This window comes from Bacillota bacterium, assembly GCA_024653485.1.
GTDB lineage: Bacteria > Bacillota > SHA-98 > UBA4971 > UBA4971 > UBA6256.
The window spans coordinates 42,659-67,445 of the sequence record JANLFY010000010.1 but is presented as its reverse complement, the minus strand read 5'-3'; the positions used below and the strand labels follow the sequence as shown (position 1 = coordinate 67,445).

The window sequence follows — 24,787 nt, the reverse complement described above, 5'->3', positions numbered from 1 at the left end:
CTTGCTCAGGGCGAAGAGCAGCACGTCTTGACGATGGACTGCACAAAAGCCCTGATGTCACCCAATCGTTCCCGGAGTATCTCATGAATCTGGCTATCATCCACTTCATCATACATGTGGACAATCCGATTCCGGAATCGAGCCATTGATCTGTACACCGGAAGGGCATCGGCCGGCAGCAGTCCGATCTCACTGACAATCTCGAAAGACTCTGCGTTAGTCGCTGGGACCCGGAGTCTCTTGCGGGAGATGATATGGTTGCATATGTCAATCATTGCCTCGATGGCAGTGTGCAAGTTGTACTTGGCCGAGTCAATGCTCCGGAAGTCACTGAGGAAGTCGTCCTCATTCATGCGTGCAAGCTCCTCGAGCTTTGAGAGCGATTCTGTGATAGTCTGGAGCTTGCGCAAGATCCTCGCCTCATCGACCATGGATGTATTCCTCCTTCAACGATGATTTCAGATCACTGAGAAGAGTCCTCATGTAAATGCCATGGTCTTTATGGACTGACAGGACCTTCTCGATGAAGTCCGACGTCTTCACAGGATCGCGATCGAGGATGAGCTCGCCCTCTGATATGACTGCGTGCTGCAGATCATTGCGAGCGGAGTTGAGAACCAGCAGATCCACGTCGTCCCTCCCAAGCGCGGCAGCAACATCGGCAGAAAGGGACAATTCATCCAAGAGGGAGATGTCGCCATCGATGAGAACAGCGATATCCACATCGCTCGTGGCAGTGGCGTGTTCTGTGCCTGTGGAGCCGAAGAGATAGGCTGCCACGACGCGGTCATGCTTCGCGAGCGTAGGCACTACTGCCTCCTTGATTCGCTTGACAACATCCTGCCTGCGCACAACATGCTGCTTGCCCATACGCTCTACCTCCCGCGGCACCTCCCGCTGCACCTTCCACAGCGCCTCCCACGGCATCCCTCACAGATAGACTCTGGCCGATATCGTCGGTTTCCAGTTCCTGCGCCCCCATTGTATCAGTCCTTGGACCTGCGGGCTACAGGTCAGCGGACTGCGCACGCGCATGATCCTTGGTACCCAGTACTCAGCCGTACTGAGCTAGCCTGTCCATTCGCTGTCCGGCGCAGACCCAGCAAGACGCTGGCCTCTTCCCCGTCTTTGCACTTGGGGATGAAACACCAAGACGAGCGGGCATACATCTCATACGGCGTAGCTGGGCTTCTCCAGCCAAAGAGCCCCCTAGAAACAGCCGAACGACTCCTCTACAAATTCGGACAGGATCCTCTCGGCTCTCCGTATTCTCTCAGCCGCCATAGCCTTGGATTCTTCGAAGAATAGGATGCTCTTGAGCCTTTCTTTCCTGCTCTCAACGCTTTCATATGCTTTCCTGAGATCCCTGGGCTTAGTGGAGAAATCCCTGAGTACGCCAACGACCCCCAGGTAGTCGATGGCATCAGCATCACTGAGGAGTTTGGCCTCTATGCTCTTATCCGGGGTCCCGCTGTGATGAAGCTCAATGCACTCAAGCACTCGTCCAATGAAGCCTTCATCGCACCCCGCTTTCGTCAGAAACCCCTCAGCGACCTGCTTCGACCTCATCGCGTGATCTATTCCGTCGACCTTCCATGGCGAGTAACTGCCCCAGTCATGCAGGAAAGCTGACGTCCAGACCACATCGCGGTCGTACTCTTGGTCTCCTGCAATGAGAGAGACGATGTGAAGTATGCGCTTGCTGTGGTTCAGACCATACTTTCCGCCGTATTCCTCTGTCAGTCTCATGATCTCCTCTTTGTCCAACACCGAAACCTCCCCCATATTCAGTCTAGTATAGCAGGACGTCACCGGCCGCGATCATATCAGCCCTGGCGTCTGTCGGGAGCGGCAGAGCGTCAATCTCCGTGAGGACCTCCCCCGAAACGGGGGACGACACGCGCTTCTCATACTGAATCCGGCCGCTTGTCTGATCTCGCAAAGCACCTCCTCAGCCACGTACCCGTCCATCGTCCCGTCAAGGCGTGCAGCGGTTGCTTCGTCCAGCGCCCGTGGGACTTCGGGATGTCGAGCAATCCCCTTTGCAATGATTCTCTTCCCTGCAAGTGGAGCGATCAGAAGATGGAGTGATCACGAGCCGCACTCCAATGGGCGACGCGGCCGCGCTTGTGCCCCCACACGCCAGTGCCACGAATTGTGCCTCCAACTTCCTCTTGGTTCCTCCGCGAAGGCCACATTCCCTTCCTGATGCACCGGAAAGACTGGATCAATCAGTCCCGACAAGTGAACGAGCCCAATCGCGATCAAGCAGACGGCCACCGCCGCTCCCACCGATCTGCGACCAGCGGAGCGCGCCTCGACCCCTTGCTTGGCACCAGAGAGTGTCAGCATTGAGTGCGAAAAGACCGACCAACCGACCGTGCGGTAGCGTAGCGTATAGTGATGGACCGCGCGTCGTCCGGACATCCTAAGCCCAGATGGGCTAAGGATGTGAGCCGCGATGGAGATCCGTGAACGCACCATCATCCCCCTGGGCTACGGCAAGTATGTGCGCGCTGATAGGATCATCGCCCTCGACCCCATAGAGGACGACCGGGGGCCGGGCCGTCGTACCAGGGTGTATGTCGACCAGCTGCAGAGCCCGCTCGTGGCCTCGAGGACCGAGACGTCGATACTCGCGAGCATGGTCAGGACGCCGCGCGAGGTGCTGGAGGCAACAGCCGCCCTCGAGCTTCTTCAGGACCTCCTGGACGACATCCAGCAGGTCGGCCCGATGCTCCGAAAGAGCATCAAGGACGAGGCCGGGCTTGACCTCGAGGAACTCGAGCGCAAGATCAAGGAGATCGTGGAGCACGAGCTCGATTCGGAGTAGCCGCCAGAATGCGGACTGACCAGCTCAGGTCCACCTTCCGGTACGCCTCCCACGCGAGGCGGACGGCCAGGAAGTCTGCATCGGGGGGTCGCGCCCACGATCGCAGGGCGCTCTGATACGCCGGCACGAGGAGGGGGATCCTCCTGGGCCGACGGGAGTCGTCCTCGCTCGCATTTCCGAGCCGATGATAGCCGCCGGACCCAGGATCACGGATCTCGTCCTTCCGGTCTCGTCCTTCTCGTCTTGTCCGGCGGGGCCACGACCGGGGACTTCTCCAATGGGAGCTCGGTGTTCACGCAGCGGCCACGCAGTCTGAATTGCCGTATCTAGAGGATACTCCCGACCGTATGGCGTAATACTTCCCCATTAGTCGTACTCGCTTGCAGCTTACAAGTTCACACTGAACGCAGGGATGATGCACGTGCGATACCTCGCTGACCTTCACGTCCACTCACACTTTTCGCGCGCGACGAGCGACCGTTGCCGGCCTCGGCCCCTCGCGGCCGCCGCGGCGCGCAAAGGTCTGACAGTCTTGGGCACGGGGGACTTCACCCATGCCGGGTGGCGCGCAGAGCTCGGGGACGAGCTCATCGAAGCCGAGGAGGAAGGCCTCTATCGCCTACGTGAGCGCCTGCGTGAGTATGACGCCGCGGACGCGCAGGCTGGCACGGGCTCGCGGGCGGACGCGCAGGCGGGCCCGGGCGCGGTGGCGGGCGTGCGGGCGGGAACGCAGGCAAGCGTGGAAGCGCGAGCGGGCGCGCTTGCAAGCGTGGGCGCGCGGACGGGCGCTGGAGCCCAGGCCAGCACTGACGGCTCGCGCGCAGAGAGCTGCGAGGACTCAGCCTCGGCGCCTGACATGGCGGCCGTAGTCCGCTTCGTGGTGACCGGCGAGATCAGCTGCATCTACAAGCAAGGCGGCCGCACCCGCAAGATCCACCACGTCGTCCTCCTGCCGAGCCTCGACGCGGCCGCGCGTGTCAGCGCCGCCCTCGAGGCGCGCGGCGCAAACCTCGAGGCCGATGGCAGGCCGATAATCGGCCTGGATAGTCGCACTCTCCTCGCGCTCATCCTCGATGTCGAGCCACGAGCCCTGCTCATCCCCGCTCACATCTGGACGCCGCACTTCTCGCTCTCCGGCGCGAACTCCGGATTCGACGCTCTCGAGGAGTGTTTCGGGGATCTCGCGGCCGAAATCGTCGCGTACGAGACGGGTCTATCGTCGGACCCGCCGATGAACTGGCGGCTCTCCGCCCTCGACCGCCTCACGCTCGTCTCGAACTCCGACGCCCATTCCCCGGACAAGCTCGGTCGCGAGGCGATCGAGTTCGATGCGCCCCTCTCCTACCAGGGCATATCGGACGCGCTCCGCAGGATCGAGGGAGCCCGCGTCGCCGGGACGATCGAGTTCTATCCGGAGGAAGGCAAGTACCACTATGACGGCCACAGGGCATGCGGCGTGTGCTGGCACCCGAGGGAGACCCAGGCCGCCGGGGGCCTGTGCCCGGTGTGCGGCCGTCCGGTCACCATCGGAGTGCTGCACCGCGTGGCGGAGCTCGCTGACAGGCCCGAGGGCTTTCGACCGCCGGGCGCGAACCCGTATCGGTCACTCGTGTCGCTGGGTGAGATCTTGGCGGAGGCGCTCGGAGTGGGCCCCGCCAGCCGTCGCGTGCGCGACCTCGAGGACAAGCTCATCCATGAGCTCGGCGCGGAGATCCCGCTCCTTCGTGAGGCACCTCTCGACGACATCGCCGCGCTCGCGGGACCGGTGGTCGCCGAGGCCGTCCGCAGGGTAAGGCACGGCGAGGTCTCGTACCGGCCTGGGTATGACGGGGAGTATGGGAAGCTCACGATATTCACCGCCGAAGAGAGGCGCGAGCTCTCGGGACAGGCCCTTCTCTTCGCATTGCCCGGGACGCATTCCATGGGCACGCGCCGCGGCGCCGGGAGCGCGACCCGTGTACCCCGCGTCCCGCGTGCCCCGCGCGCCCCCCACGCCCCGCAGGGGGACGCCACCGACCCGAGCGCGGAGGCTTCGGCGGAGCTGGCGCCGGGGTCCGCGCCAGCTACCGAGATGCGGCCGGAGCCCGAAACAGCACCCGAAGCAGTACCCGGGACGGCACCAGAGCCGGCACACGGGACAGCGCCTGGAGCGGCGCCCAAGCCGGCATTCGGGACCGCAGCCGCAACGGCATTCGCCACATCGTTAGCGACGGCACGCTCGCCCGTCGGCGGCCTCCTCGACAGCCTCAACGAGGCGCAGAGACACGCGGTCACAGCGCGCCGCGGCCCGGTCATCGTGGCCGCGGGGCCCGGCACGGGCAAGACGCGCACGCTGGTCCATCGCGTGGCGTTCCTCATCGGCGAGGGCGTGCCTCCTGAATCGATAACCGCCATCACCTTTACGCACCGAGCGGCGGACGAGATGCGCGCGCGCCTCAACGCCTTGCTGGGCGACGCGGCCTCGCGCGTCACCGTGGGCACTTTCCACCGCTTCTGCGCGGACGTCATCGCCGAGAGCCTCGGTGTGCGACCCGTGGTGCTCGACAGCCGCGAGGCAGCGGCGCTAGCTGCGGAGGCAGTCGAGGCTGTGGGTGGCATCGTGTCTGCCGGATCGGCGGGGGCTGCCGGGTCTGTGGAGGCTGCCGGATCTGCCGAATTGGCGGGAGCTGCCGGGTCTGCCGGGGCTGGCGCAGCTGCTGGAGCTGGCGGCTCCGGCGGATCTGACGGGTCTGGCGGATCTGACGGATCTGACGGGTCTGGCGGATCTGACGGGGCTATCCGGGCTGTCGGGGCTGGCGGGGCCGGCGCGGCGCCGCCGCTTTCCAATCCCGCTGAAGCCTTCTCGCGGCTCAAAGGCCGCGGCGTTCGGCCGGGCGATCCCAGGGTGCCCGCCCCGCTCGCCCGCGCGTACAAGCGATACCAAGAACTCCTCGCCGCCGCCCAAGCCTACGACTACGACGATTTGCTCCTCGGAGCGCTCGACATAGTCCGACGCAACGACAGCCTGGCGGGCCTTGCTGCCCGAAGGCGCGCGACGCACCTGCTGGTAGACGAGTTTCAGGACGTGAATGCCGTCCAGTACGAGCTGGTCCGCGCGCTCGCAGGCGACGGCAGCAATCTCTTCGTGATCGGCGACCCGGACCAGGCCATTTACGGTTTCCGTGGCGCGGACCGCCGTTTCTTCGCACAGCTCGCCGCGGACTTTCCGCAGGCGACGCACGTTCGCCTCTCCCTGAACTACCGCAGCTCCGCCACGATCGTGCGGGCCGCGAACGCCGTGCTGACGCCGGTCACGCAAGCGAACGTCTCGGTCTCCCGCCCGGGTGGTGGCGCGCTCATCCGGTACGTCCCGATCGACTCACCACAAGCCGAGCCGCGAGCGGTGGTGCGAGAGATCGAGCGCCTGGTCGGCGGGACGGGCATGCTCGCCGCGGATCGCCAGAGTGGAGAAATACCTGATCGCCCGTTCAGCCTGGGGGAGATCGCCATCCTCTTCCGCACGGGCCGCCAGGCCGACCCCATCGAGGAGGCGCTCCTCGCGGAGGGCATTCCGTACCGCGTCCTCGGCCAGCGTGCGCTCACATCCACCCCGGCGGTCCGCGAGGCCCTGGACATCCTGCGCTGCGTGGACAGGCCGACGGATCTGCGTTTCATGATCGCGCTCCGCGACACGCGCTTCAACCCGGGCACCGAGGCCCTCGCCCTGCTCGCGGCGAGCGCGCAGGCAGCAGGCCCGGCTTCCGGCAGCGCCGCCTACAGCTCGGCTTGCTCGCCTCTGGCTGAGACAGCCGCAGCCCTCGCCGCCACAGACAGTCTCACGCCCGCAGCGCGCGCGAGACTCCAGGCATTCCTCGATCTCCTCGCCGAGCTCGCCGCACTCGCGCCTGTGGCGCCCGCCTCCGACCTGCTCGTGCGCGCCGCTGGATCCGAGGCCGCGGCGACATCGCGCGCCGTCCGCCAGGTCGCCCTGGCCGCTCGCGACGTGTCACTCTCTGAGTTCCTCTTTCGCTTGACGACCGGACAGGACACGGACCACGAACGCCGCGAGGACCTCGCGCGTCCGGGCGCGCGTCCCACCGCGCACGACGGCGTGCACCTCGGCGCGCACAAGGGCGTGCAACACGGCGTGCACCACGGCGAGGGCGTGAGCCTCCTCACCATGCACGCAGCGAAGGGCCTCGAGTTCCCGGCCGTCATCCTCGTCGGGCTCGCCGACGGAGTCGTGCCGTGGAAGGACTCCGTTGACGGCGAGGCACTCGCTGAGGAGCGCAGGCTCTTCTACGTCGCCCTCACGAGGGCGGCCGAGGCTCTCGTGCTCGTCGGGCCGGCACAACCCGACAGCCGGTCCCGGTTCGTCCGCGAGCTACCCGCGGAAGTCCTGGAGGTCGTCAGCACGACCGGCGACAGGGACCTTGCCGGAACGCGCAAGCCGCCTCTCCACCAACATAGATTGTTCTAGTGCCCACCCCCGCCCCGGGCCAGCCGTGCGGGCGTGGTCTCCCTACTCTACGAGCCTAGTTCTCTTGACGATATCGCTTTTATGATATATCGTTTGTTGTGAAGGAGCTGGCACTGTGAGATGGCGTGTGCTTCTTTTCGAGACAGCATCTGGCCGAATCCCCGTCGCCGATTACATCGAGCGAGCGCCCAGCCGCGACAAGGCTCGCATCGTACATACGATCGATCTCCTCGAGGAGGAGGGCTTGGACCTGCTTGGCACCGCATACATGAAAGGGTTGACGCGCGAGATCCTTGAGCTGCGCATCAAAGGTGAAAGGCTCCACAGGGTTCTTCTCTTCAGGTTTGGGCCAAGCGAGTTTGTGCTCCTGCATGCATACACAAAGCAGAGCGATAGGACCCCGAAGAAGGAGCTGGACGTGGCAGATTCACGCATGAGGGACTGGGTCGCTCGCCGAGAAAGTCCAAGGCGCGAGCGCCGACAGTGACCGGCGGCGGCACCTCATGTCTGTGCTGAGAGGTGAGGAAGGATGGAGTGGAATGAATTCAGGACAAGGCTCTTGAGCGACCCCGAGGTCAGACAGCACTACGACGAATTGGCTCCCGCGTACCGGGTAGTCTCTCAATTGCTGGAACAGCGCAAGAGACTCGGCATCACACAAAAGGAGTTGGCCAAGCGCATGGGCACATCGCAGTCTGTCGTGTCGAGGCTCGAATCGGGTGAATTCCTCAACGTCACCCTGCGCACCCTGAACCGCATGGCGCGCGTGCTGGACTGCTCACTTCAGATGGACCTCGTTCCGTCGACTCGGGACAAGAGCAAGCAGGGGCGAGCTGAGGTCGCTCCGGCCAAGGCGTGACCCCATTCCATCGTTCCTTGGACGTAACCGGAAGCGAACCGTCTGGCAAACATGGGGCGTTCGTGGGGCTCTCCAGAGGGAGCGCCGGGTTACATGAAAGCGTACAGAACCGCAAAGGACTTCGAAACTGCGTTCACGAGTGACCTCGTCTCCCCGTGCCCCATCCCTGGACCGGGACGTTGGCGGGAGCCCATCCCGAGGTGCCGAATGCAGATAATGTAAGTGTTGATCTCGATAATCCGTATAATCCGCAGTATGTGCGACAATCCGGAGCATATGTGATGGTATGGGCAGAGGCTTCGCTACACCCGCGGACGGCGATGTGCGAAGCGTGGAGCACAGAGCCACGCGAGCCCGTCGTGCGCATCGTGAAAGGTGGTGCTGGCAATGGTATGTCCCCGTCGCGGACGTAGGTCCACACGCGCGGCCTCCCGGGCGGCGTCCCAGCTCGTGGCACTCCTCCTCATGGCCGCCGTTGTGATGGCAGGCCTCATCATGCTCGCCGCGCCGAGCGCGCTGGCGAAGGAGTTCTCCGTCGTCAAGGTGAACATCCACGCCGCCGTGCAGTCCGACGGCTCCCTGCTCGTCCGCGAGGACCGCACATTCCGTTTCGACGGTGAGTTCTCGCGAGTGAGGCAGTGGATCCCGCTGGATAAGGGGATCTCCCTCGAGGACATCCGCGTGTTCGAGGGAGATGAAGAATACCGCGACGTCTCGTCGACCGGTGGCGCAGCGTCGACCGCGACTGGCGGAGCAGGCGGCGCGGATGAGCGAATCCCCGGCACGTATCGCGTGACCCGCACCGCCGACCAGGTCGAGGTGGCCTGGTACTTCAGGGCTGAGGACGAGGATCGCACATTCTCGCTGGCCTATCGGATGCTGGGCGCGGTCGTGTCTCACAACGACGTCGCCGAGCTCTACTGGAAGTGCATCGGCGACGAGTGGGACGTCTCGTCCGAGGCCGCCCACATCACCATCGACCTTCCACCTGGTGCGGCCAAGGAAGACATACGGGCCTGGGCGCACGGTCCGCTCTGGGGTGTGGTGTCGATAGACAGCGCGACGCGAGTCTCGCTCAGCGTAGCACCGGTCCCAGCGAAGACCTTCGTCGAGGCGCGCATAGTCTTCCCCAAGTCCCTCGTGCCAGCCGTCGCTCGCTCATCGGGGCGTGATGCGCTCGCCGCCATTCTCGAGGAGGAAGGGGAACTCGCCCGTCAGGCCAACCTGGCGCGACAGAGGGCAGCCGAGCGCGAGGCTCGGATGACGCGGCTGCGCAAGTACAACGCCTTCCTCGCGCCGGGGGTGGCGCTCCTTGCGCTCGCGTGCTGGTTCCTGTTCCTGTACCGACGCTACGACCGCGAATACACGCCCGAGTTCAGCGGCGACTACTATCGCGAGCTCCCTGCGACATACACCCCGGCCGAGCTCGGAGTGTTGTGGCGCTTCGGATCTCCGTCCGCCGCGGACTTCACGGCCACGGTCACGGACCTCGCCAGGCGCGGCTATTTGACCATCGAGGAGCGGAGGACCGAGCGCAAGCGAATGCTCGGCCTGCTCCGCATGGCCACCGACGTGGATTACGTCATTCGAGCGACGGGCAAGGGCAAGGATGAAAGCCTTCTCGACCATGAGAAGGCGCTGTACAACATCCTCCTTTACACGATCGGCGACGGCCAATCCGTGACCTTCGACGAGATCACCGCCTATGCCAAGAAGAAGCCGGGCACCTTCGCGTACTACTACCGCGACTGGCAGGCAAAGGTACGCGACGACGCGAAGCGCAACGATTTCTTCGACAAGTCCTCTTCGACGGGGCGACTTGTTGGCGTCCTCTGCGGCCTCGGCCTCGTGCTGGCTGGAGTGGCACTGTCGGTTCTTTCGCTCGCGTTCGTCGTATCGAGCGTCGTATGGGCCGTCACCGGCGTCATCATCGTCATCCTCTCGGCGGCCATCAAGAGGCGGTCGAGGAAGGGCCAGACCGAGTTCGCCATGTGGAGGGCATTCCGTCGATTCCTCCTGGACTTCTCATCCTTGCGCGACGTCCCGGTTCCGGCCCTCGTGCTGTGGGAGCACTATCTCGTGTACGCGATTACGCTGGGCGTCGCGAGACAGGTAATCGACCAGCTCAAGCTGGTATTCCCCGAGCTGTCGCAGCCGGGCGCGCATACGGGATTCGCACAGGCGTGGCTCGTGTCCTCGGCGGGCGCGGACCTCGGGAGCGCCCTCACAGGCCTCGCAACGTCGCTGGAGCATGCCATCGCGACGAGCTTAGCGTCGTCCTCGTCCGGGAGCGGAGGCGGCTTCTCGGGAGGTGGCGGTGGCGGCGCGGGCGGCGGTGGCGGCAGCGCAGACTAGTGCTCACTAGGGCGGACTAGGGCTGACCGGCGCGATCTAGGACGGGGGCTGGCGCCGACATGTCTCGGCCTCCTTACCATAGTCTGGAGAGCGCACGGCCGGTTCTCGTGCTGGCCGCGTTATGACCGCGCGACGCGACGCGCCCTAGCCAGCCCTAGCCAGATGCCAGAGGATAGAGGCCGCCCAGGTCAAACCCGTCCGCTCGGTGCGCTCGCAAGTATGCTCACACCTTCGATGTCGGACGAGCCGCCCTCACCGGAGACTATGCCGCGGTGCTTCCCCATCTGTTGGTGGGTGAGAGGTGACCGTCATCAACGAGGCGCTGAGAGCGCCGGAAATCGCTATCCCGTGCGAGCCGGCAGCCACGGCCAAACGCGCGACGTCATGACGGCTGGGCGAATCGTGTCGAGAACTGCAGTCCGACGCCCGCACCTCCTACCTCAGGACAAACACGCCCCATCCAAGATAGCGCCGGCCATACTGCAAGTAGACCCGACGGTTGCGGCTGCTCCAATCGCGCAGGGCCGACGCGTCGGGATCATCCGGGTTGGCGCGAAGGAAGTCGTCCACCGCCATCCACCGCGGCGCTTCGTACCGATCCCAGCCGTTGTGATCCGCCAGAACCATCTCGATCAGGTGCATGCCCGCCGATTCAAACCGATCGAGCGTGCCGTCCAGGGTCACGTAATCATCCTTGCCGACCTCCAGGGCGGCGTAGGCGGCCTCCGGCGGGGGCTCGATCCAGTAGGGTTCGCCGACCAAGACTAGCCCTCCAGGCCTGAGCGCCTGCTTCATCAAGTCCAGCGTGCCGACCAGGCCGTTGCCGATCCATGTCGCGCCGATGCAGCTCACCACGTCGAAGTCATGGGTCGGCCCGGGATACTTTCCGGCGTCGCCCTGGACGAACGTCAGTCTATCCGCCACGCCCAGTTCTACGGCTCGTTTTCGCGCAGCTTCAAGAAACACGGTGCTGATGTCCACACCCACGCCGCTGATCCCGTACTTGTGCGACCAGCGACACAACATCTCCCCCTTGCCGCAGGCCAGGTCCAACTGCCTGAGACCAGGGTGCAACCGGCAGATCTCACCCAACAGCATCAACTGGTCCTCGGTGAACGGATTCAGGATGCGGTGGTACGCTTCGGCGATTTCGTGAAAACGCAGTGACACGGCAATCCCTCCATGCGACGGCATTTCGTCACCGACTCTCCTGATACGCGTGTTGCCCGGCCCGTCGGAGCCCCAGGCGGAATGGGGATTGGCGCCGGCGCGCGACCTTTACCGCGTATCTACGTCGAAACGCACTCCGGATCGAAATACTCTAGGAACGGGCTCGGCTTCTTCCAGTATCCGCCGAGCCTGGTCGGGTAGCTGATGAAAAGCTGCTTGCGCGCCCGGGTTACTGCCACATAGAAGACCCGGGCCTCTTCGTCGAACTTGCCGTCCCTGACGGCTAGATAGGAGGGAAACTGATCGGCCGTGGCGCTGACAAGGAACACGTAGTCGAACTCGAGGCCCTTGGCCTGGTGAACGGTGATGACTGGAACCCTGTTGTCGTCGTCTGCGATCAGATCGACGTTCGTCGAGATCGCGCACATCTTCGTGAGGTGCTGGAGCGCGTCCCACGGTTCCAGATCGTGCTCATCCTTGACGCGGAAGAAATGACACAGAGTATCGAGGTTATCCAGGCGGTTACGCTCCTTGGCATACCGGCGTCTTATCCCGGAAGTCTCCAAGATTTCATCAAGCAGGTCCGGTGGCCTTTCGGTTCTCGCTTTGGCTCGCCAACCGTCCACTAGCCGGGCAAATGGTTCGAGGTATTGGCTGTGCCTGAGCACGACAGTCTGTCTGTCACTGGCACCTTTCGTGATAAGCGGCATCAGCTCCCGTAACAGGTCGCAGGTACAAAGGACATCATCCAAGGCTTTGTGAGTAGGTTCGTGCTCGAGGCCAAGCGTCTGGGCCAGGACTCCGAGGCTGTATCCAGGCGACGTAATGAACCTCTGAGCCAGATCCAACGTATCGTAGCATACCCAACCGGGCGGGGATAATCCCAGTCTGCGTGCATGAGACTCGATGACCGGAACGTCGAAAGCTTGAGCATTGTGGCCTGCAAGCATCCCGCCTGAGTCGGCAGCGAACCGGAAGAACCGGCGAAAAACGTCCGCGGCCTCCTCTCCGGCCTCCCGGAGCATATCGTCGCTGTAGTGATGGATTATCTCGCTTGCGCCTACGGGCACCGTGTTTCGAAGGAGGGCCCTGAAAGTGCCGGTCACCTTGCCCCTCACGACTCGCGCTGCGGCGATCTCTATGACTTCCACGGCATCGGCGTAGATGTCCGTCGTCTCGACATCCAAGACGACTATCCCGCCGGAGTCCCATGCCTGGATAAGCCTATAGAAGGGATCGCCATGGATGAAACTGGAGGACATGATGAGATCGGACAGGGAAAGGCCGGTTCCTTGGCTCCTCACATTGATGTCCTTGATTGTGGAATCGCCCACTCCTCTTGCGAGCTTCAGCAGGACTCTGGTGACACTGGCCTTGTCTCTTGGGTTGATGAGCATCTTCAGGCAAGCAAGCGCGTCCTTTATCTCCTCTCGCGCGAAGAACTGGAACTGCTCCACGGTAACATGAGGAAGGTTCTCTCTCGCGAATACCTTTGAAATGTCCTCGCCCCGCCCGTTGGTCCTAGTTAGGACACCTATTTGGTTATAGCGGACAGAGCGCGTGTCCACTATCGTCCGAATGGCGCTGCAGACCCAATCGGCTTCCTTGTGCTCGTTGTCAAAACGCCGAATGCCGATCCGTTCCCCCTTTTCTGCGGCCGCGGACGGCCGACACGGCCGGCAGGCCCGGACTCTTGGGGCGGACCGCGCTGCACCGGCCTGTGGCGAAACCGCAGTGCTACTTGCGGCGGCCGTCTCCCTGTGCCCCTCTGTCCCCTGGGCAACCCCACTGACATACCGTCTCAGGCGGCTGGCAACTGCGTTCGCGGCCTGCACGAGCACTCTCGTGGCGCGGTAGTTGATCTCGAGAGACATGGTGGTGACGGGCTTGAAGTCTTCGAAGAACTTCGTCAGCAGCTCGCCTGGTCTTGACCCGCGCCACTCGTATATGGTCTGATTCATGTCGCCCACGAGGGCAAGGTTGCCCGAGCGCCTTGCGAGATATCGGACGACCTCGTACTCGGACAGGTGAGTGTCCTGGACCTCGTCTACTTGGACGAGGTCATACCGGTTCTCCCAGCGCTTCCGAACGTCCGGGTGCGCATTGAGGGTTACGCGCACCATCAGCACCAGGTCTGCGAAGTCGAGAGCATGTCGAGTCCTCAGCACATCTTGGTATCTTACGGCCAGCCCGGCCAAGTCAGGGCACTTCCGCCTGAACAGACGCTCTAGCGACCATAGATCTGATGCCGATATGAGCTCAAGAGGTGCGTCCACCTTGGCGCCCTGTATTGCAGCCAGCATGTTCCTCACCTCACCAGGGTCGCCGCCGAGCTCCTTGATGACCTCTTGGCAGTCGGCCTCGTCGTAGATGACGAAGTCGCATGGCAGACCTATGTACCTCGCCTCCGTGCGAAGCATAGTCGCACAGAGCCCGTGAAACGTCTGGATTCTGACCGATGACGCGAACTGGGGGTAACGCTTTTTCACTCGCTCACGCATCTCGTTGCAGGCTCGATTGGTGAACGTGAGCCCCAGAATGCGTTCGGGCGGGATCCTAGAGGCGATTGCGTATGCCATGCGCTCGGCGAGGACCAGCGTCTTGCCCGTGCCTACGGGCGCCATGACCAGCAGACCTCCGGTCAAATGCCTGGCGACCTCAAGTTGGTTCTCATCCAGCTCAACCGCCACGGCAATCCCTCCCACGCCATCCTCCCGTGTCATCGGCACTGCGGGAGGATCCTCTTCCGCAAGACCGTTGCAGGACCGGGCACTGCTGTGGGACTCACTGCGGTGGGACTAGAGAGAGTACACCGGTGCGTTCCTCCTGGTCCTGCCATCCCCGCAACCGTCAGATCATCGCCAGACGTCCCACAGAAGCTCCCGAGGGGAGTCCTTCAGGGAGAATCCCGGACCATGGCCGCTTCCAGTCGGGCTTCGCCAACACTTTCCTAGTCCCGATGCTCTTCAGGCATTCTTCTTGGAGCTATGTCCCTTGAATACCATGATACGCCAAGAGTCGGAGCGGGACAAGCTCATCCGTTCGCTGAGTCCTGGGTTACCTACTGCGGCCAGACGTCCAATAGAGGAGTCCCGCCGCGCTCCGCGGCATTCCTGCGCATCCTGACGCATCATCTCGGGCATCCCGGCGCACCTCGGCGCATCACAGCGTAGCCCGACGCATCATTGACCACCCGGCACAAGGTGCGTGCGGGTAGCCGACGGCTCACCTGCGTGGGTTCGTTTGTGACCGACATGTGAGGGAATGATCGCACGTGCGATTGACAGGGGAAGAAGGCGTTCCCTGTGGGTCGCCAACTCTTCTCAGCAGCGACATGTCCGGCCCCGCGACGCAGCCGGGGTCCGGTTGATGCATGTAGTTCCATGTGCCGCGATGAGAGGCCGATCCTTCAGCACACGACGGACCCCCCGATGCCCTTCCTGCAGCACCCAGACCGGACGCGGTATTTCCAACGCCGGGATCTCCACCGACCGCGCCCGGTCCGGTCATCTGGACACGTTTGTTAGGCAGATGAGCGCGACCCATGTCTCTCAAGGACCCCTGGCAATGCTGCGAACTCTACGGTAAAGTGCTCACTCATCATCTGGGCGAATCGTTTCGAGAAGTATACTCTGAAGAGTGGGTCCAGAAGTCGCCCAAGTCGTCCAGAGTACCCTACCCTTATCGTGTGAGTGATTGTCGCGCCCTCGTCATCGTCATCAATCTTGATGACGAGCGAGCACGGTAATCCCACGATATATATGAACTGCCAGGCAATCCGATCGGGATCAAGGTCGGTGACGACACACCTCATTCTGATACGACGGTCACCGACCAACTCTTCCATGTAAACCACTTGTCCGATACCGGAACAGTCGTTCAATGCGTGCATCGAAAGATGCGTTCCCGGCCACCAGTCTCGATACAGGTCGTCAGCGGGGTGAAGCATGAAGTCGATGACGCGTCTGGCACGCATTCCGGGAACGTACATGGACGATTCGATAGTGAACATCACTGCAGCCCCCTCGCGTGGACTCCTGTCCAACTACTGATTCCGCCTGTGCCACTATCCCAAGAGCCCCGATACCGCTGAACCATAGAATGAGTCTGAGGAGAGACTCATTGCCATCGCCGCATTGCTGCTGCCTTCAAGGTCAGAGCACACAGTCTCTTGCCCATCCCTTGCCACCCGAACCTCGGGCACAGGCACAGTCGTTGTCTGACGCGCAAGGAGGATCCCGGTACAGAGAGGGAACATGCGCGGACCGTCCGCGCGCGGACCATCCGTGGACGCTCCTCCACGTTAGTTGACGCTGCTCAATTCCTGCATTCGCTCCAGTATCATCTGCTCCAACTCAGGCACGTGATCTTGCGCAGCTTGTTGCCCCAAAGCCATTCCCTTGCTCATCAGCACAGGAGTCAGCTCGATCGCTTTCCGGCCGGTCTCCGAACGATAGAAGGCAACGATCTCTCGCAGCTCCTGCTCAGTGAATGCCTCTGCGTAGAGCCGCACCATGTGTTCCTTAAGACACTGCCAACTCATGTACTTCTCCAGGAAAGCGCGCATGACGTCCTCAAACTGAGCTAGCTCAGGAGTCTGTTGGAGTTGGGCATCGATCATGACATTGATGGATTCTGCCAACATCTGCTCCGCATTCATCTCCATCAGCAATTCCTCGGCAGCCTGCAGATGAGTATCCGTGAGACTCTGCGCTGCTACGCACGTTGTTCCGAACATCGACACAAGCACCGCGACTGTGACTATGAGTAGGCTCCTCATGGCGATCCCTCCATCGGCGATAGTGAAGCGGAAGAGGGCTGAACATGGACACCGTCGCCGGCATATCCGCTGACCACGTCCGCCGCCGATCCTAGAAGCCGTGGGACGAAGCCGACGAGGCTACGGCCTGCTAGAGTCTCTTCCACATCCAGATGTCTGGCTTGCGCGGTCCGTCGGCATCTGGTATGACCCCAACGACCATGTACCCGCACTTCGCATAGAACTCGAATGGATGCTTCCCGAGATTCCTTACGTTCTTGAGCTCGTCATATATGTTGCTGGCGTTCAGCTCCTTGAGGGAGAGACTCGTCTCGAAAGTCTCGTCGTCCGTCCCGAGCGCAATGCCGATGATTCCTCTGCTACGAGCCTCCCTCTCGATTTCGTCGAGCAGCCTCCTCCCAAGCCCCCTCCTTTGGCACTCCGGCCGAATGACCATTGGGTGCAGTTCCCATGTGTGGTGGTACATCGGCCGAAGGCCCGCCCAGCCAAGCAGTCTGTTGCCCTCCATGATACCGAGGCATATATACTCATCCTCGGTGCATTCACTAACCTCTCTGCGGGCGTCTTCAAGCGTGGTCCAGGCCGGGATGTTCCGATCTCGAAAGGCCTCGAACAGCACGCACGCAGCTTGCTCTCTTATGTCTGGATTGGCCTCATGAAGATCCACGAACACGCGCCCCACCTCTCTCTTGCTTCAGCCCCTGCTCTAGCCTGCGCACTCCCATTCGCTAGCTCAGCTCCGCCGGACTGCCAATAACCCCATTGCCCTGGTATCGTCTCCACCGCTTTCTCTTCCTGTTTCTTCTGAATGTCGTAGATCCCTGCTCGTCCAGCCGTCCCCAGGCCCAAAACCGCCCAAGTTCGCCGGAAGCGATTGACCAACCTCGTCTGGGCCACCTACTAGCGAGAGTCACCTCGTTCCCCATGGGATGGAGTCGCTCAACATGCATCCGACGCCGCAGTCTGCTCTGGGTTGAGAACTGCAAGCAGACGTGGTAAGCTCCATGTCGGGCAAGAGAATCGGAATGGCCTGACGGTCTCATGAGACGCGGTCATGAGTGCGAAGCGGCGGCCGAAGGTGGTTGAGCCTCCGCCGAGCTTCCAAGGGGGTTAAGGAGGCTCCAGAGTGAAGTACGACGTCATCATAGTCGGGGCTGGATTCGCCGGGCTCAGCTTGGCCCTCCGTCTCCCGCGTGAGTTGAAGGTCCTCGTGCTCGAAAAGAAGCAGCGCATTAACGCAGCAGCAGCCACCACAGGTCTCGTTACCGTCACGACCAAGAACCTCATCGGATCGCTCGTGGACGTCGAACGCTACGTAACCAACCGCATCGTGGACATCTGCGTCGTCGATCCGTCCTTTAGCCGCTGGTTCGTGTCCAGAACGGACTTTCCGTGGATCTTCTCGACCAATACCCCGGAGCTGCTACTCGCTATGGTGGCCAGATGCGGCGACAATGTCACGATCCTTACCGGCACGACGTTTGAGCGCTACCGCCTCGAGCCCGGGTGCGACTACTCGGTGGCGGTCGAGTGCACCTCGGGCAGAACGAAGATGGAGGCCCGCGCGAGACTCCTGGTTGGGGCTGACGGCGCACGGTCTGCGGTTGCGCAGGCAGGACGCGGATTGGGAGTGAATCGTAAGTTCCTGTTCGCCTACGAGCGCGTGTACGAAGGAGATTGCCTGCTCGGAGACATGCCAGACCGGACAGTCTACCACCTCTGGTTTGGCAGCTTCTCCCTCGGATACGGCGGGTGGATCGCGCCCAACTTCATCGGACGCAGGAAGTACTTTCGCATCGGACTCGCCACGTACTCGCCCGGCGCCGAGAAGGCCCGGTTGCTCGAACGCTTGGTTGACACCATGATCAGACGCAAGGTTATCAGCGTCTTCGACCCGGAACGACCAGAGACAAGCTATGGAGGATATGTGCCGATCGGCGGCTACCACAAATGCGTCTGGGATGAACGGGTGGTACTGTTAGGGGATGCAGCAGGCTTCTGTGGGGCCTTCAGTGGTGACGGGATCAAGGGTGCCGTGGTGTCAGGGTTGGTGGCCGGCGAACTGATCCCGGAGTATCTGTCGGGTAATCACGGAGCACCGAAACTGTTCCTGCCGCGCATTGAGGAACGATACCGATTGCTCAGCTACTACAATCGGCAGCTCTTCTACCGGTTCATGTGGGACCGGATGAGCTCGAACGCCAGCTTCGAGTCGCTTTTTCGGTTGTGCGAACGGGAGAAGAGTGATTTCCTGAACCAGTTCTGCGACGCCAAAGACAAACAGGCCAGCCTCCTCAAAGGCATACTGAAATGGAAGCACGCGCCTTATCTGGCCAACATGGCATGGAACATCCTCATAGACCAGTTCACGAGGCGCAAGTGACCCGAGGCGGTTGGCCGCGCCGGCGACTACGGGTGGCCGATTGCCAGGTCGAGCGAGGCGTACCGGACATGCCTGGGCCATGCCAGGATCAGCGGCAAGCAGTGGCAAGCCGGCCGGAGATATGGCCGAACCGGAACGAGTCGGTCCAGGCGCATGGAACTCGGACACGGAACTCGGATCAGGCGGCTCCTGGGATTGCGGCCCAAGAGCGGCTCAAAGGAGCCTCTCCAGTTTCATAGGGTCCGCCACCGGCTCTTGGCAGCTCAAGCCCTTGCACACGTAGGCGAGGGCGTGCCCGTCCGCCGCCGCATCTTTGCCGGTCAGGGCTGGCAGGAGAGCCGAGAGGGCTTTCCCTCGGTCGCCGCCAGGGTTGTGCAGGATCACGGCCTCCGGCATGAACCGACCCCGCACTACGTCCCATAGCCGCCGTGTGTCTTCCCTCTCCCATGAACCAGCGATCACCACTTCCGTGGGCGGAGTTTCCGATAGCTTCCAGGCTGTGAGCAAGAATGGGAAGCCCGATGGATGGGCAGCCACCTCGCCGGAAAACGCCTGAAAGAGAGCATGAACCTTCTCCCTCCACTCCTCCTCCCCCGTGAGAGAGGCGAGTCGCAGGAGGTTATGGGCGGACACGGAGTTGCCCGAAGGCAACGCTCCGTCCTGGGCATCTTTGGTTCGTACGAGCAGTTCCTCGGCGTCTGCGCCGGTGAAGAAGAACCCGCCCCGCTCCCTGTCCCAGAACAGGTCCAACTGTGCGCGGGCGAGATCGAGCGCCACCCTGAGGTAAGCCGCCTCAAACGTCGCTTCCCATACCTCGATGAGACCCCAGATGAGAAAGGCGTAGTCGTCCAGGTAGGCAGGGAACTTGCCTTCGCCCTCGCGGTAGCGCGCGAGTAGCCTGCCGTCAGGGCGGCGCAGCGTTTCCAGGATGAAGTCCACGGTCCGGGCGGCAGCTTCAGCGTATGAGGCCTCAGCAAGGACACGCCCACCCCGGGCGAGCGCGGCCACCGCCAGGCCGTTCCATGCCGTGAGGACCTTGTCGTCCCTGCCGGGGTGCACGCGCCTGGCCCGCGCGTTGAGAAGCCGTTCCCTCGCTCGGGCGAGCCTCTCCTCGACCCCGTCCCCATCCATGTGCCCCGAGCCACCCGCTATCTCAAGGTTTCCCGCCTCGGACGCCAGAAGGTTGGGAATACTGCGGCCTGTCTCGAAGTTTCCCTCAGATGTGATTCCAAAGTACCGGCAGAAGAGGTCTGCGTCTTCTTCCCCTAGTACCTCCCTAACTTCGTCTGGCGTCCAGGTGTAGAACTTCCCTTCCTTCCCCTCGGAGTCCGCGTCCTGGGACGCGGCAAAGCCGCCGTCGGGAGCGCGCATGTCACGCGCGAGGTAGGTGAAGACCTCCCGGGCCACCCGAGCATAGAACTCCTTCCCCGTCGCCTGGTACGCCTCGAGGTAAGCAAGGGCAAGAAGAGCGTTGTCGTACAGCATCTTCTCGAAGTGCGGGACCAACCACTTACGGTCTGTGCTGTAGCGATGGAATCCGAAACCCACCTGGTCGTAGATGCCGCCGCGGCGCATGGCGACAAGGGTCTTCTCCACCATGGATAGGGCTCGGCTCTCCCCTGTCACCCGGTGGTAGCGAAGAAGGAAGGACAGGTTGGCCGGCGCCGGGAACTTGGGGGCATGCCCGAATCCTCCGTGCCGCTCGTCGAAGGCGGTTTCGAGTTCCTGGTAAGCCTCGTGAAAGGCAGCCTCGGACAGATCGGCCGCCGACAGTTCCTCCCCGCCCCACGCTCGCGCCGCCTCCGCGCCTAGAGCTCGCGCCGCCTCCGCGCCGCGGCCTAGCACTGACTCCGCGCCCCGAGGCCGAGCCGCCTGGCGGATGGAGTTCATGATGTTCTCCGCGATATCGAGAATACCGTCCCGGTCCTGCGTCCAGCGTCGAGCGATCTCCTTCAGGAGTTCCAGGAGGCCCGGCCGCCCGTACCGTGCTGTCTTGGGGAAGTAGGTGCCGGCAAAGAAGGGCCTCTTGTCGGGGGTCGTGATCACGGTGAGCGGCCAGCCGCCTTGACCGGTGAGGCCCATGCACACAGCCTGGTACACGTTGTCGATGTCCGGCCTCTCCTCCCGGTCCACCTTGACCGCCACGTAATTCCGGTTCAAGACCTCCGCGACCTCGGGGTCCTCGAATGACTCCCTGGCCATTACGTGGCACCAATGGCATGCTGAATAACCTATCGAAAGGAAGACGGGCTTGTCCTTCTCCTTCGCGCGACGGAAGGCCTCGTCTCCCCACGGGTACCAATCCACCGGGTTTTCGGCGTGCTGAAGGAGATAGGGGCTCTTGCAGGCTGCCAGGCGGTTCACAATGCGGAGCCTCCATTTCTCTTGTGTTTGCGACCTGCGTCCGTGGCTATTGTGGGCCACGGAAGGCCGTGGCATTCCCGAAGGTCCCTGGGCAGCAACGGGCGGCAGCTCCACAAGAGGTGCAGATCTCAAGACACCCCGCCCCAGCTCTAGCTCCCACACCGACCCCGACCCGGGTTTCGGCTTCCGCTTCGGCCCCGGCGGGTCGTCGAAGAACGCGTCCCTCGAATCAACACCAGAGCAGTTGTACAGACTCAGGCACTGCTTGGACTAAAGCCTCCCATGGTGGTGTCGCTGTAACACGGAACGCATGAGGCAAGCATGGGCAGTTGCAAGAGTCCAAGGCAGGGTCCAAGGTTGGAATGTCAAAAGGAGATGCGCGTTCACAGAGCGAACCTGTTCGTGGTCCAGGGACTCCGTCGCATAGCCTTGGAATGACCACGGAACCGGGTCACCTCCAGAAAGGCTGCGGATGAAATGGGGAGGTCAAATGTCCAGTCAACACTCCGGATGCGAAGTAAGGGTCGTCTCGTACGATCCTGCCTGGTCGCGGCAATTCCAAGAGGAGGCCCAGCGCCTGCGGGCTGCGCTGGGGCGCGAAGTCATCTATATCCACCACATCGGGAGCACGGCCGTCCCCGGGCTGGCGGCGAAGCCGATCATCGACATCCTTCCAGTTGTGCGGGATATCCGTGCAGTGGACGGCCTGAACAGCAACATGGAGGCGCTCGGCTATGAGCCCATGGGGGAATTCGGCTTGCCTGGCCGACGGTATTTCCGCAAGGGGGTCGAACGTCGCGCGCGCCATGTTCGCACACACCATGTCCATGCGTACGCTGCCGGCAATCCAGAGATAGACCGGCACCTTGCCTTTCGCGATTACCTGCGCGCTCATCCAGACGTGGCAGGCAGGTACGCCGCCCTCAAGCAGGAGCTGGCGCTCCGTTTTCCGTATGACATCGCAGCCTACATGGACGGCAAGGACGCCTTCGTCAAAGATACCGAACGCACCGCCCTAGCGTGGTGGAGACGGGTGCCCGTGATCGTCTTGAGCGGGCCGGTGGGCGTTGGCAAGAGCGCAGTGGCGAGTGAGCTGTCCGGCACATTGTCATCCGCCGGAGTGCCGCACGCGCTAGTCGATTTCGACGTCCTCACCGCCTGCTACCCATACTCACCCGGCGATCGCTTTGGACATGGCCTCGGCTGCGCCAATCTGGCCCATGTGTGGCGCAATGCCCGCTCATGTGGAGCACGCTGTCTCGTGATGGCACGGGTGGTGGAAACGCGAGAGGAACTCGAGGGGTTCCGCGATGCCGTGCCGGGGGCGGACATTGTGGTCGTGCGGCTTGCCGCTTCTTTGCCGGTTCTGGAGGAGAGGGTTCGTGCTCGGGAACGCGGGCACAGCCTTGAGTGGCACCTGCAACGCGCAGCAGAATTGGCTGACGGCCTGCGACAAGCCGCGATAGAGGACTATCTCGTGCAGACGGACGGGCGCACAGTGGCCGACGTAGCAGCGGAGATCGTGGCACGGGTGGTGCGTATGGCTTTGCCGACCGATCTAGCTGCGATGCTCGGTTGAATCATCCTTGATGCCACGATCACGATGTAGGTCACGGTGTAGGAACCCTGCTCGGCGTCCACTTGATAGCTCTCAGGGTCATGGCGTACTCACAGGGTATCGGCCCACAGAGCTGCGTTTCTGTGTAACCGCGTTCCTCATGACTCATCTTTCCAAGTGCGGTAGCGGTGCCATCCTTGCGCTTGCAGAACACGCCTTCCGGAACCCTCAGTTCCTCAGGCCTCTGCAGCCCAGCCTCAAGCTCCACGAGGGGCTCTGCCCTGTCTCCTTGCGACGTGCTTCCCGGCACGCAACTGTCCGCAACCGTGTGATGAGAATTTATTTTCCGATTACGCAGGAAATGTCACGATAATAGTGAAGAGTCAGAAGGACTGTGGCGCGAAGAAGCGGTACCTGGAATGGTCATTGGCGGTACCATGGAGCCAGGTGAACCCGCCCACAAGGGTGGGTTCCTTCTTCCTAGCCGCTAAGGGGGGGCCGCGGGAAGGTGTTCTCTCGGGGGGAACGATCACCAAGAAGGAGGGACTCGAAAGAGTGTTTCGCAAAACCGTCTTGACGTTAGTGCTGGTCATGGTCGCGATTCTGACGGTGTCCGGTGCGGCTCTGGGCTCAGGGTTCGACGCCAAGCTCGATGTCTTTCTCGGGATGTCGTTGAGCGGCGCAGATGAAGACCTTGGCGCGGAAGTATTCTACTACCAAGAGCACTCTGAGGAGGATGCGCTACCGGAGGTAGACAGGAACGGCGATTGGCTGTGGCTGGAGGAGTACGGCTGGACAACTACCCCCATCGCGCTGCACCCGACGATAGGCGGCACGCCCTGGCGCCTCAGCCTCGGGTACACGGTCGGCAATACCCGGTTTGCCGTGTCCTGGCTTGGCGTTCAGGGGCAGGCAAGCGCGTCTGGGAGCGTGCCCGGCTATTATGAGCACTATGACGAGGAATCCGATTCCTGGGAGTGGTCATGCGGCATTGTGGATTTCTGGGATATGGGGTTGGACGTATACTACTACCGTGGATTTCCCGGCTGGTATGAGGCGCATGCAATATATGATTACACCGGTGAGGGTTACGAATACGAATACACGTCGGCCTATGATCCGGAGGCGGGAGCTTCCAAATGGAGCGCCTCCCAAAAGCTGGGTCTCGGCTCGATGTACGTGACGGCTGAGCACCCGATTGTAAAAGGGGACTCGATACAGGTGAATGTGCTTGGCGGCCTCCACAGGACCACCTGGCAGGAGGACCTGGACCAGCACCTCGGCGTGGTGTTCCATGAAAGCTACACCTATACCTACCTATACGAAGACACTTCACATGAGTACAACGATACCTACCATAACGATGTGTCCATCGACACGTCGAGCAGTGTGTCCTACCAAGGCATCGGACCCGCGGTTGGGTTCACCGGCAATTGGGAGATTACCAACCGTTTCGGCATTTCGCTTTCCGCCATCGGCTCCTACCTCGCAGGCACAGCCACCTTCAGGGGCCGCGGAACGGACGTGGATGCCATGAGCGACACCTACACGGAGTCGGAGAACGGAGAAGTCACCTATCAAGACGAAGACCACGTGCTACTGAGCGGAGAGATGAACCTGGCCGAGACCACGAAGGCGGTCAATGCCATCGCGACGCAGGTCGACCTCAGTCTCAAGTATGACGTCACGGACAGCATCTTCGTTGAGGGTGGCTTGTTTTACGCATTGTGGAAGGGCCTCCCGATGGCTCCCCGGTGGCATTACCCCATCTATACAGGTGGCCCCGGCGGGGTCAGCGCGGCGCTCGGCAGGTTGAACGGAAACGGCGTCATGTCGGATGATCAATGGACGCTTGACCATACCTCGGACGTTTCGCTCTCAGGCTGGAAACTGGGCATTGGCTTACGGTTCTAGAGTCAGCGGGACTCCCGCCCCCTTAGCAGCGGCGCCCCCCGTCCCCCGCGGTGGGGCGCTTTGTCTTGTTGCCGTTTTCCCGTCTCACGGGTTGTCCCCGTTCCCGAATCTA

General features: G+C 62.3%; 16 protein-coding genes and 2 pseudogenes. 8 read left to right on the top strand and 10 right to left on the bottom strand.

Annotated elements, in window-relative coordinates; translation table 11 throughout:
* Window positions 1–5: 5 nt before the first annotated feature.
* The 4 genes from NUW12_09305 to NUW12_09290 form a co-directional block, all read right to left on the bottom strand.
* Window positions 6–431, bottom strand: a complete 426-nt coding sequence (locus tag NUW12_09305) for a DUF86 domain-containing protein (protein ID MCR4402955.1) — start codon at window positions 429–431, stop codon at window positions 6–8.
* The gene (locus NUW12_09300; GenBank protein ID MCR4402954.1) at window positions 421–870 is read right to left on the bottom strand and encodes a nucleotidyltransferase domain-containing protein; all 450 of its coding nucleotides are present in this window, start codon (window positions 868–870) and stop codon (window positions 421–423) included. Before NUW12_09300 ends, NUW12_09305 begins: the two co-directional genes overlap by 11 nt.
* A gap of 339 nt (window positions 871–1,209) precedes the next feature.
* Window positions 1,210–1,767, bottom strand: a complete 558-nt coding sequence (locus NUW12_09295) for an HD domain-containing protein (GenBank protein MCR4402953.1) — start codon at window positions 1,765–1,767, stop codon at window positions 1,210–1,212.
* A gap of 25 nt (window positions 1,768–1,792) precedes the next feature.
* A complete protein-coding gene (locus NUW12_09290; GenBank protein MCR4402952.1) occupies window positions 1,793–1,942 on the bottom strand; it encodes a hypothetical protein in 150 nt (49 codons plus the stop codon).
* Between the two features lie 519 nt (window positions 1,943–2,461).
* Here NUW12_09290 and NUW12_09285 point away from each other — a divergent pair.
* The 5 genes and pseudogenes from NUW12_09285 to NUW12_09265 all read left to right on the top strand — a co-directional run bounded on the left by NUW12_09285 (window position 2,462) and on the right by NUW12_09265 (window position 10,266).
* Window positions 2,462–2,833 carry a hypothetical protein gene (locus NUW12_09285; protein MCR4402951.1) on the top strand — a complete coding sequence of 124 codons (372 nt, stop codon included), beginning with the start codon at window positions 2,462–2,464 and terminating at the stop codon, window positions 2,831–2,833.
* Window positions 2,834–3,254: 421 nt separating this feature from the next.
* Window positions 3,255–7,292, top strand: a complete 4,038-nt coding sequence (locus tag NUW12_09280) for a UvrD-helicase domain-containing protein (GenBank protein ID MCR4402950.1) — start codon at window positions 3,255–3,257, stop codon at window positions 7,290–7,292.
* A 115-nt stretch (window positions 7,293–7,407) separates the two neighbouring features.
* Window positions 7,408–7,779: a type II toxin-antitoxin system RelE/ParE family toxin gene (locus tag NUW12_09275; protein ID MCR4402949.1), complete on the top strand. Its 372-nt coding sequence runs from the start codon at window positions 7,408–7,410 to the stop codon at window positions 7,777–7,779.
* Window positions 7,780–7,821: 42 nt separating this feature from the next.
* Window positions 7,822–8,151: a helix-turn-helix transcriptional regulator gene (locus NUW12_09270; GenBank protein ID MCR4402948.1), complete on the top strand. Its 330-nt coding sequence runs from the start codon at window positions 7,822–7,824 to the stop codon at window positions 8,149–8,151.
* A gap of 495 nt (window positions 8,152–8,646) precedes the next feature.
* Window positions 8,647–10,266 (top strand): annotated as a pseudogene (locus NUW12_09265) (DUF2207 domain-containing protein).
* A gap of 675 nt (window positions 10,267–10,941) precedes the next feature.
* On the opposite strand, the gene NUW12_09260 reads toward NUW12_09265, so the two are convergent.
* From NUW12_09260 to NUW12_09240, 5 genes are all read right to left on the bottom strand, one after another.
* Entirely contained in the window at window positions 10,942–11,682 is a 741-nt protein-coding gene (locus NUW12_09260) for a methyltransferase domain-containing protein (GenBank protein ID MCR4402947.1), read from the bottom strand.
* Window positions 11,683–11,795: 113 nt separating this feature from the next.
* Entirely contained in the window at window positions 11,796–14,399 is a 2,604-nt protein-coding gene (locus NUW12_09255) for a UvrD-helicase domain-containing protein (protein MCR4402946.1), read from the bottom strand.
* A gap of 800 nt (window positions 14,400–15,199) precedes the next feature.
* Complete coding sequence (locus tag NUW12_09250) at window positions 15,200–15,688, bottom strand: SRPBCC family protein (GenBank protein ID MCR4402945.1); 489 nt, start codon at window positions 15,686–15,688, stop codon at window positions 15,200–15,202.
* Between the two features lie 291 nt (window positions 15,689–15,979).
* Window positions 15,980–16,456: a DUF2059 domain-containing protein gene (locus tag NUW12_09245; GenBank protein MCR4402944.1), complete on the bottom strand. Its 477-nt coding sequence runs from the start codon at window positions 16,454–16,456 to the stop codon at window positions 15,980–15,982.
* A 130-nt stretch (window positions 16,457–16,586) separates the two neighbouring features.
* Entirely contained in the window at window positions 16,587–17,138 is a 552-nt protein-coding gene (locus NUW12_09240) for a GNAT family N-acetyltransferase (GenBank protein MCR4402943.1), read from the bottom strand.
* 444 nt (window positions 17,139–17,582) lie between these two features.
* Here NUW12_09240 and NUW12_09235 point away from each other — a divergent pair, with 444 nt between their 5' ends.
* Window positions 17,583–18,839 (top strand): NAD(P)/FAD-dependent oxidoreductase, encoded by a 1,257-nt coding sequence (locus tag NUW12_09235; GenBank protein ID MCR4402942.1) that lies wholly within the window; start codon window positions 17,583–17,585, stop codon window positions 18,837–18,839.
* A gap of 213 nt (window positions 18,840–19,052) precedes the next feature.
* Here the strand turns inward: NUW12_09235 and NUW12_09230 are convergent, their stop codons facing one another.
* Window positions 19,053–21,203, bottom strand: a complete 2,151-nt coding sequence (locus tag NUW12_09230) for a thioredoxin domain-containing protein (protein MCR4402941.1) — start codon at window positions 21,201–21,203, stop codon at window positions 19,053–19,055.
* Window positions 21,204–21,693: 490 nt separating this feature from the next.
* On the opposite strand from NUW12_09230, the pseudogene NUW12_09225 reads away from it, so the two are divergent.
* Together NUW12_09225 and NUW12_09220 are read left to right on the top strand one after the other, a co-directional pair.
* Window positions 21,694–22,230, top strand: a pseudogene (locus tag NUW12_09225) (GrpB family protein).
* Between the two features lie 1,086 nt (window positions 22,231–23,316).
* Window positions 23,317–24,675, top strand: a complete 1,359-nt coding sequence (locus tag NUW12_09220; GenBank protein ID MCR4402940.1) for an Lpg1974 family pore-forming outer membrane protein — start codon at window positions 23,317–23,319, stop codon at window positions 24,673–24,675.
* Window positions 24,676–24,787: the final 112 nt, after the last annotated feature.

Excerpts from the sequence above, each read along its gene's own strand:
- NUW12_09305 (MCR4402955.1), bottom strand. The coding sequence starts at position 431 with ATGGTCGATGAGGCGAGGATCTTGCGCAAGCTCCAGACTATCACAGAA.
- NUW12_09300 (MCR4402954.1), bottom strand. The coding sequence starts at position 870 with ATGGGCAAGCAGCATGTTGTGCGCAGGCAGGATGTTGTCAAGCGAATC.
- NUW12_09285 (MCR4402951.1), top strand. The coding sequence starts at position 2,462 with ATGGAGATCCGTGAACGCACCATCATCCCCCTGGGCTACGGCAAGTAT.
- NUW12_09270 (MCR4402948.1), top strand. The coding sequence starts at position 7,822 with ATGGAGTGGAATGAATTCAGGACAAGGCTCTTGAGCGACCCCGAGGTC.
- NUW12_09255 (MCR4402946.1), bottom strand. The coding sequence starts at position 14,399 with ATGACACGGGAGGATGGCGTGGGAGGGATTGCCGTGGCGGTTGAGCTG.
- NUW12_09250 (MCR4402945.1), bottom strand. The coding sequence starts at position 15,688 with ATGTTCACTATCGAATCGTCCATGTACGTTCCCGGAATGCGTGCCAGA.
- NUW12_09245 (MCR4402944.1), bottom strand. The coding sequence starts at position 16,456 with ATGAGGAGCCTACTCATAGTCACAGTCGCGGTGCTTGTGTCGATGTTC.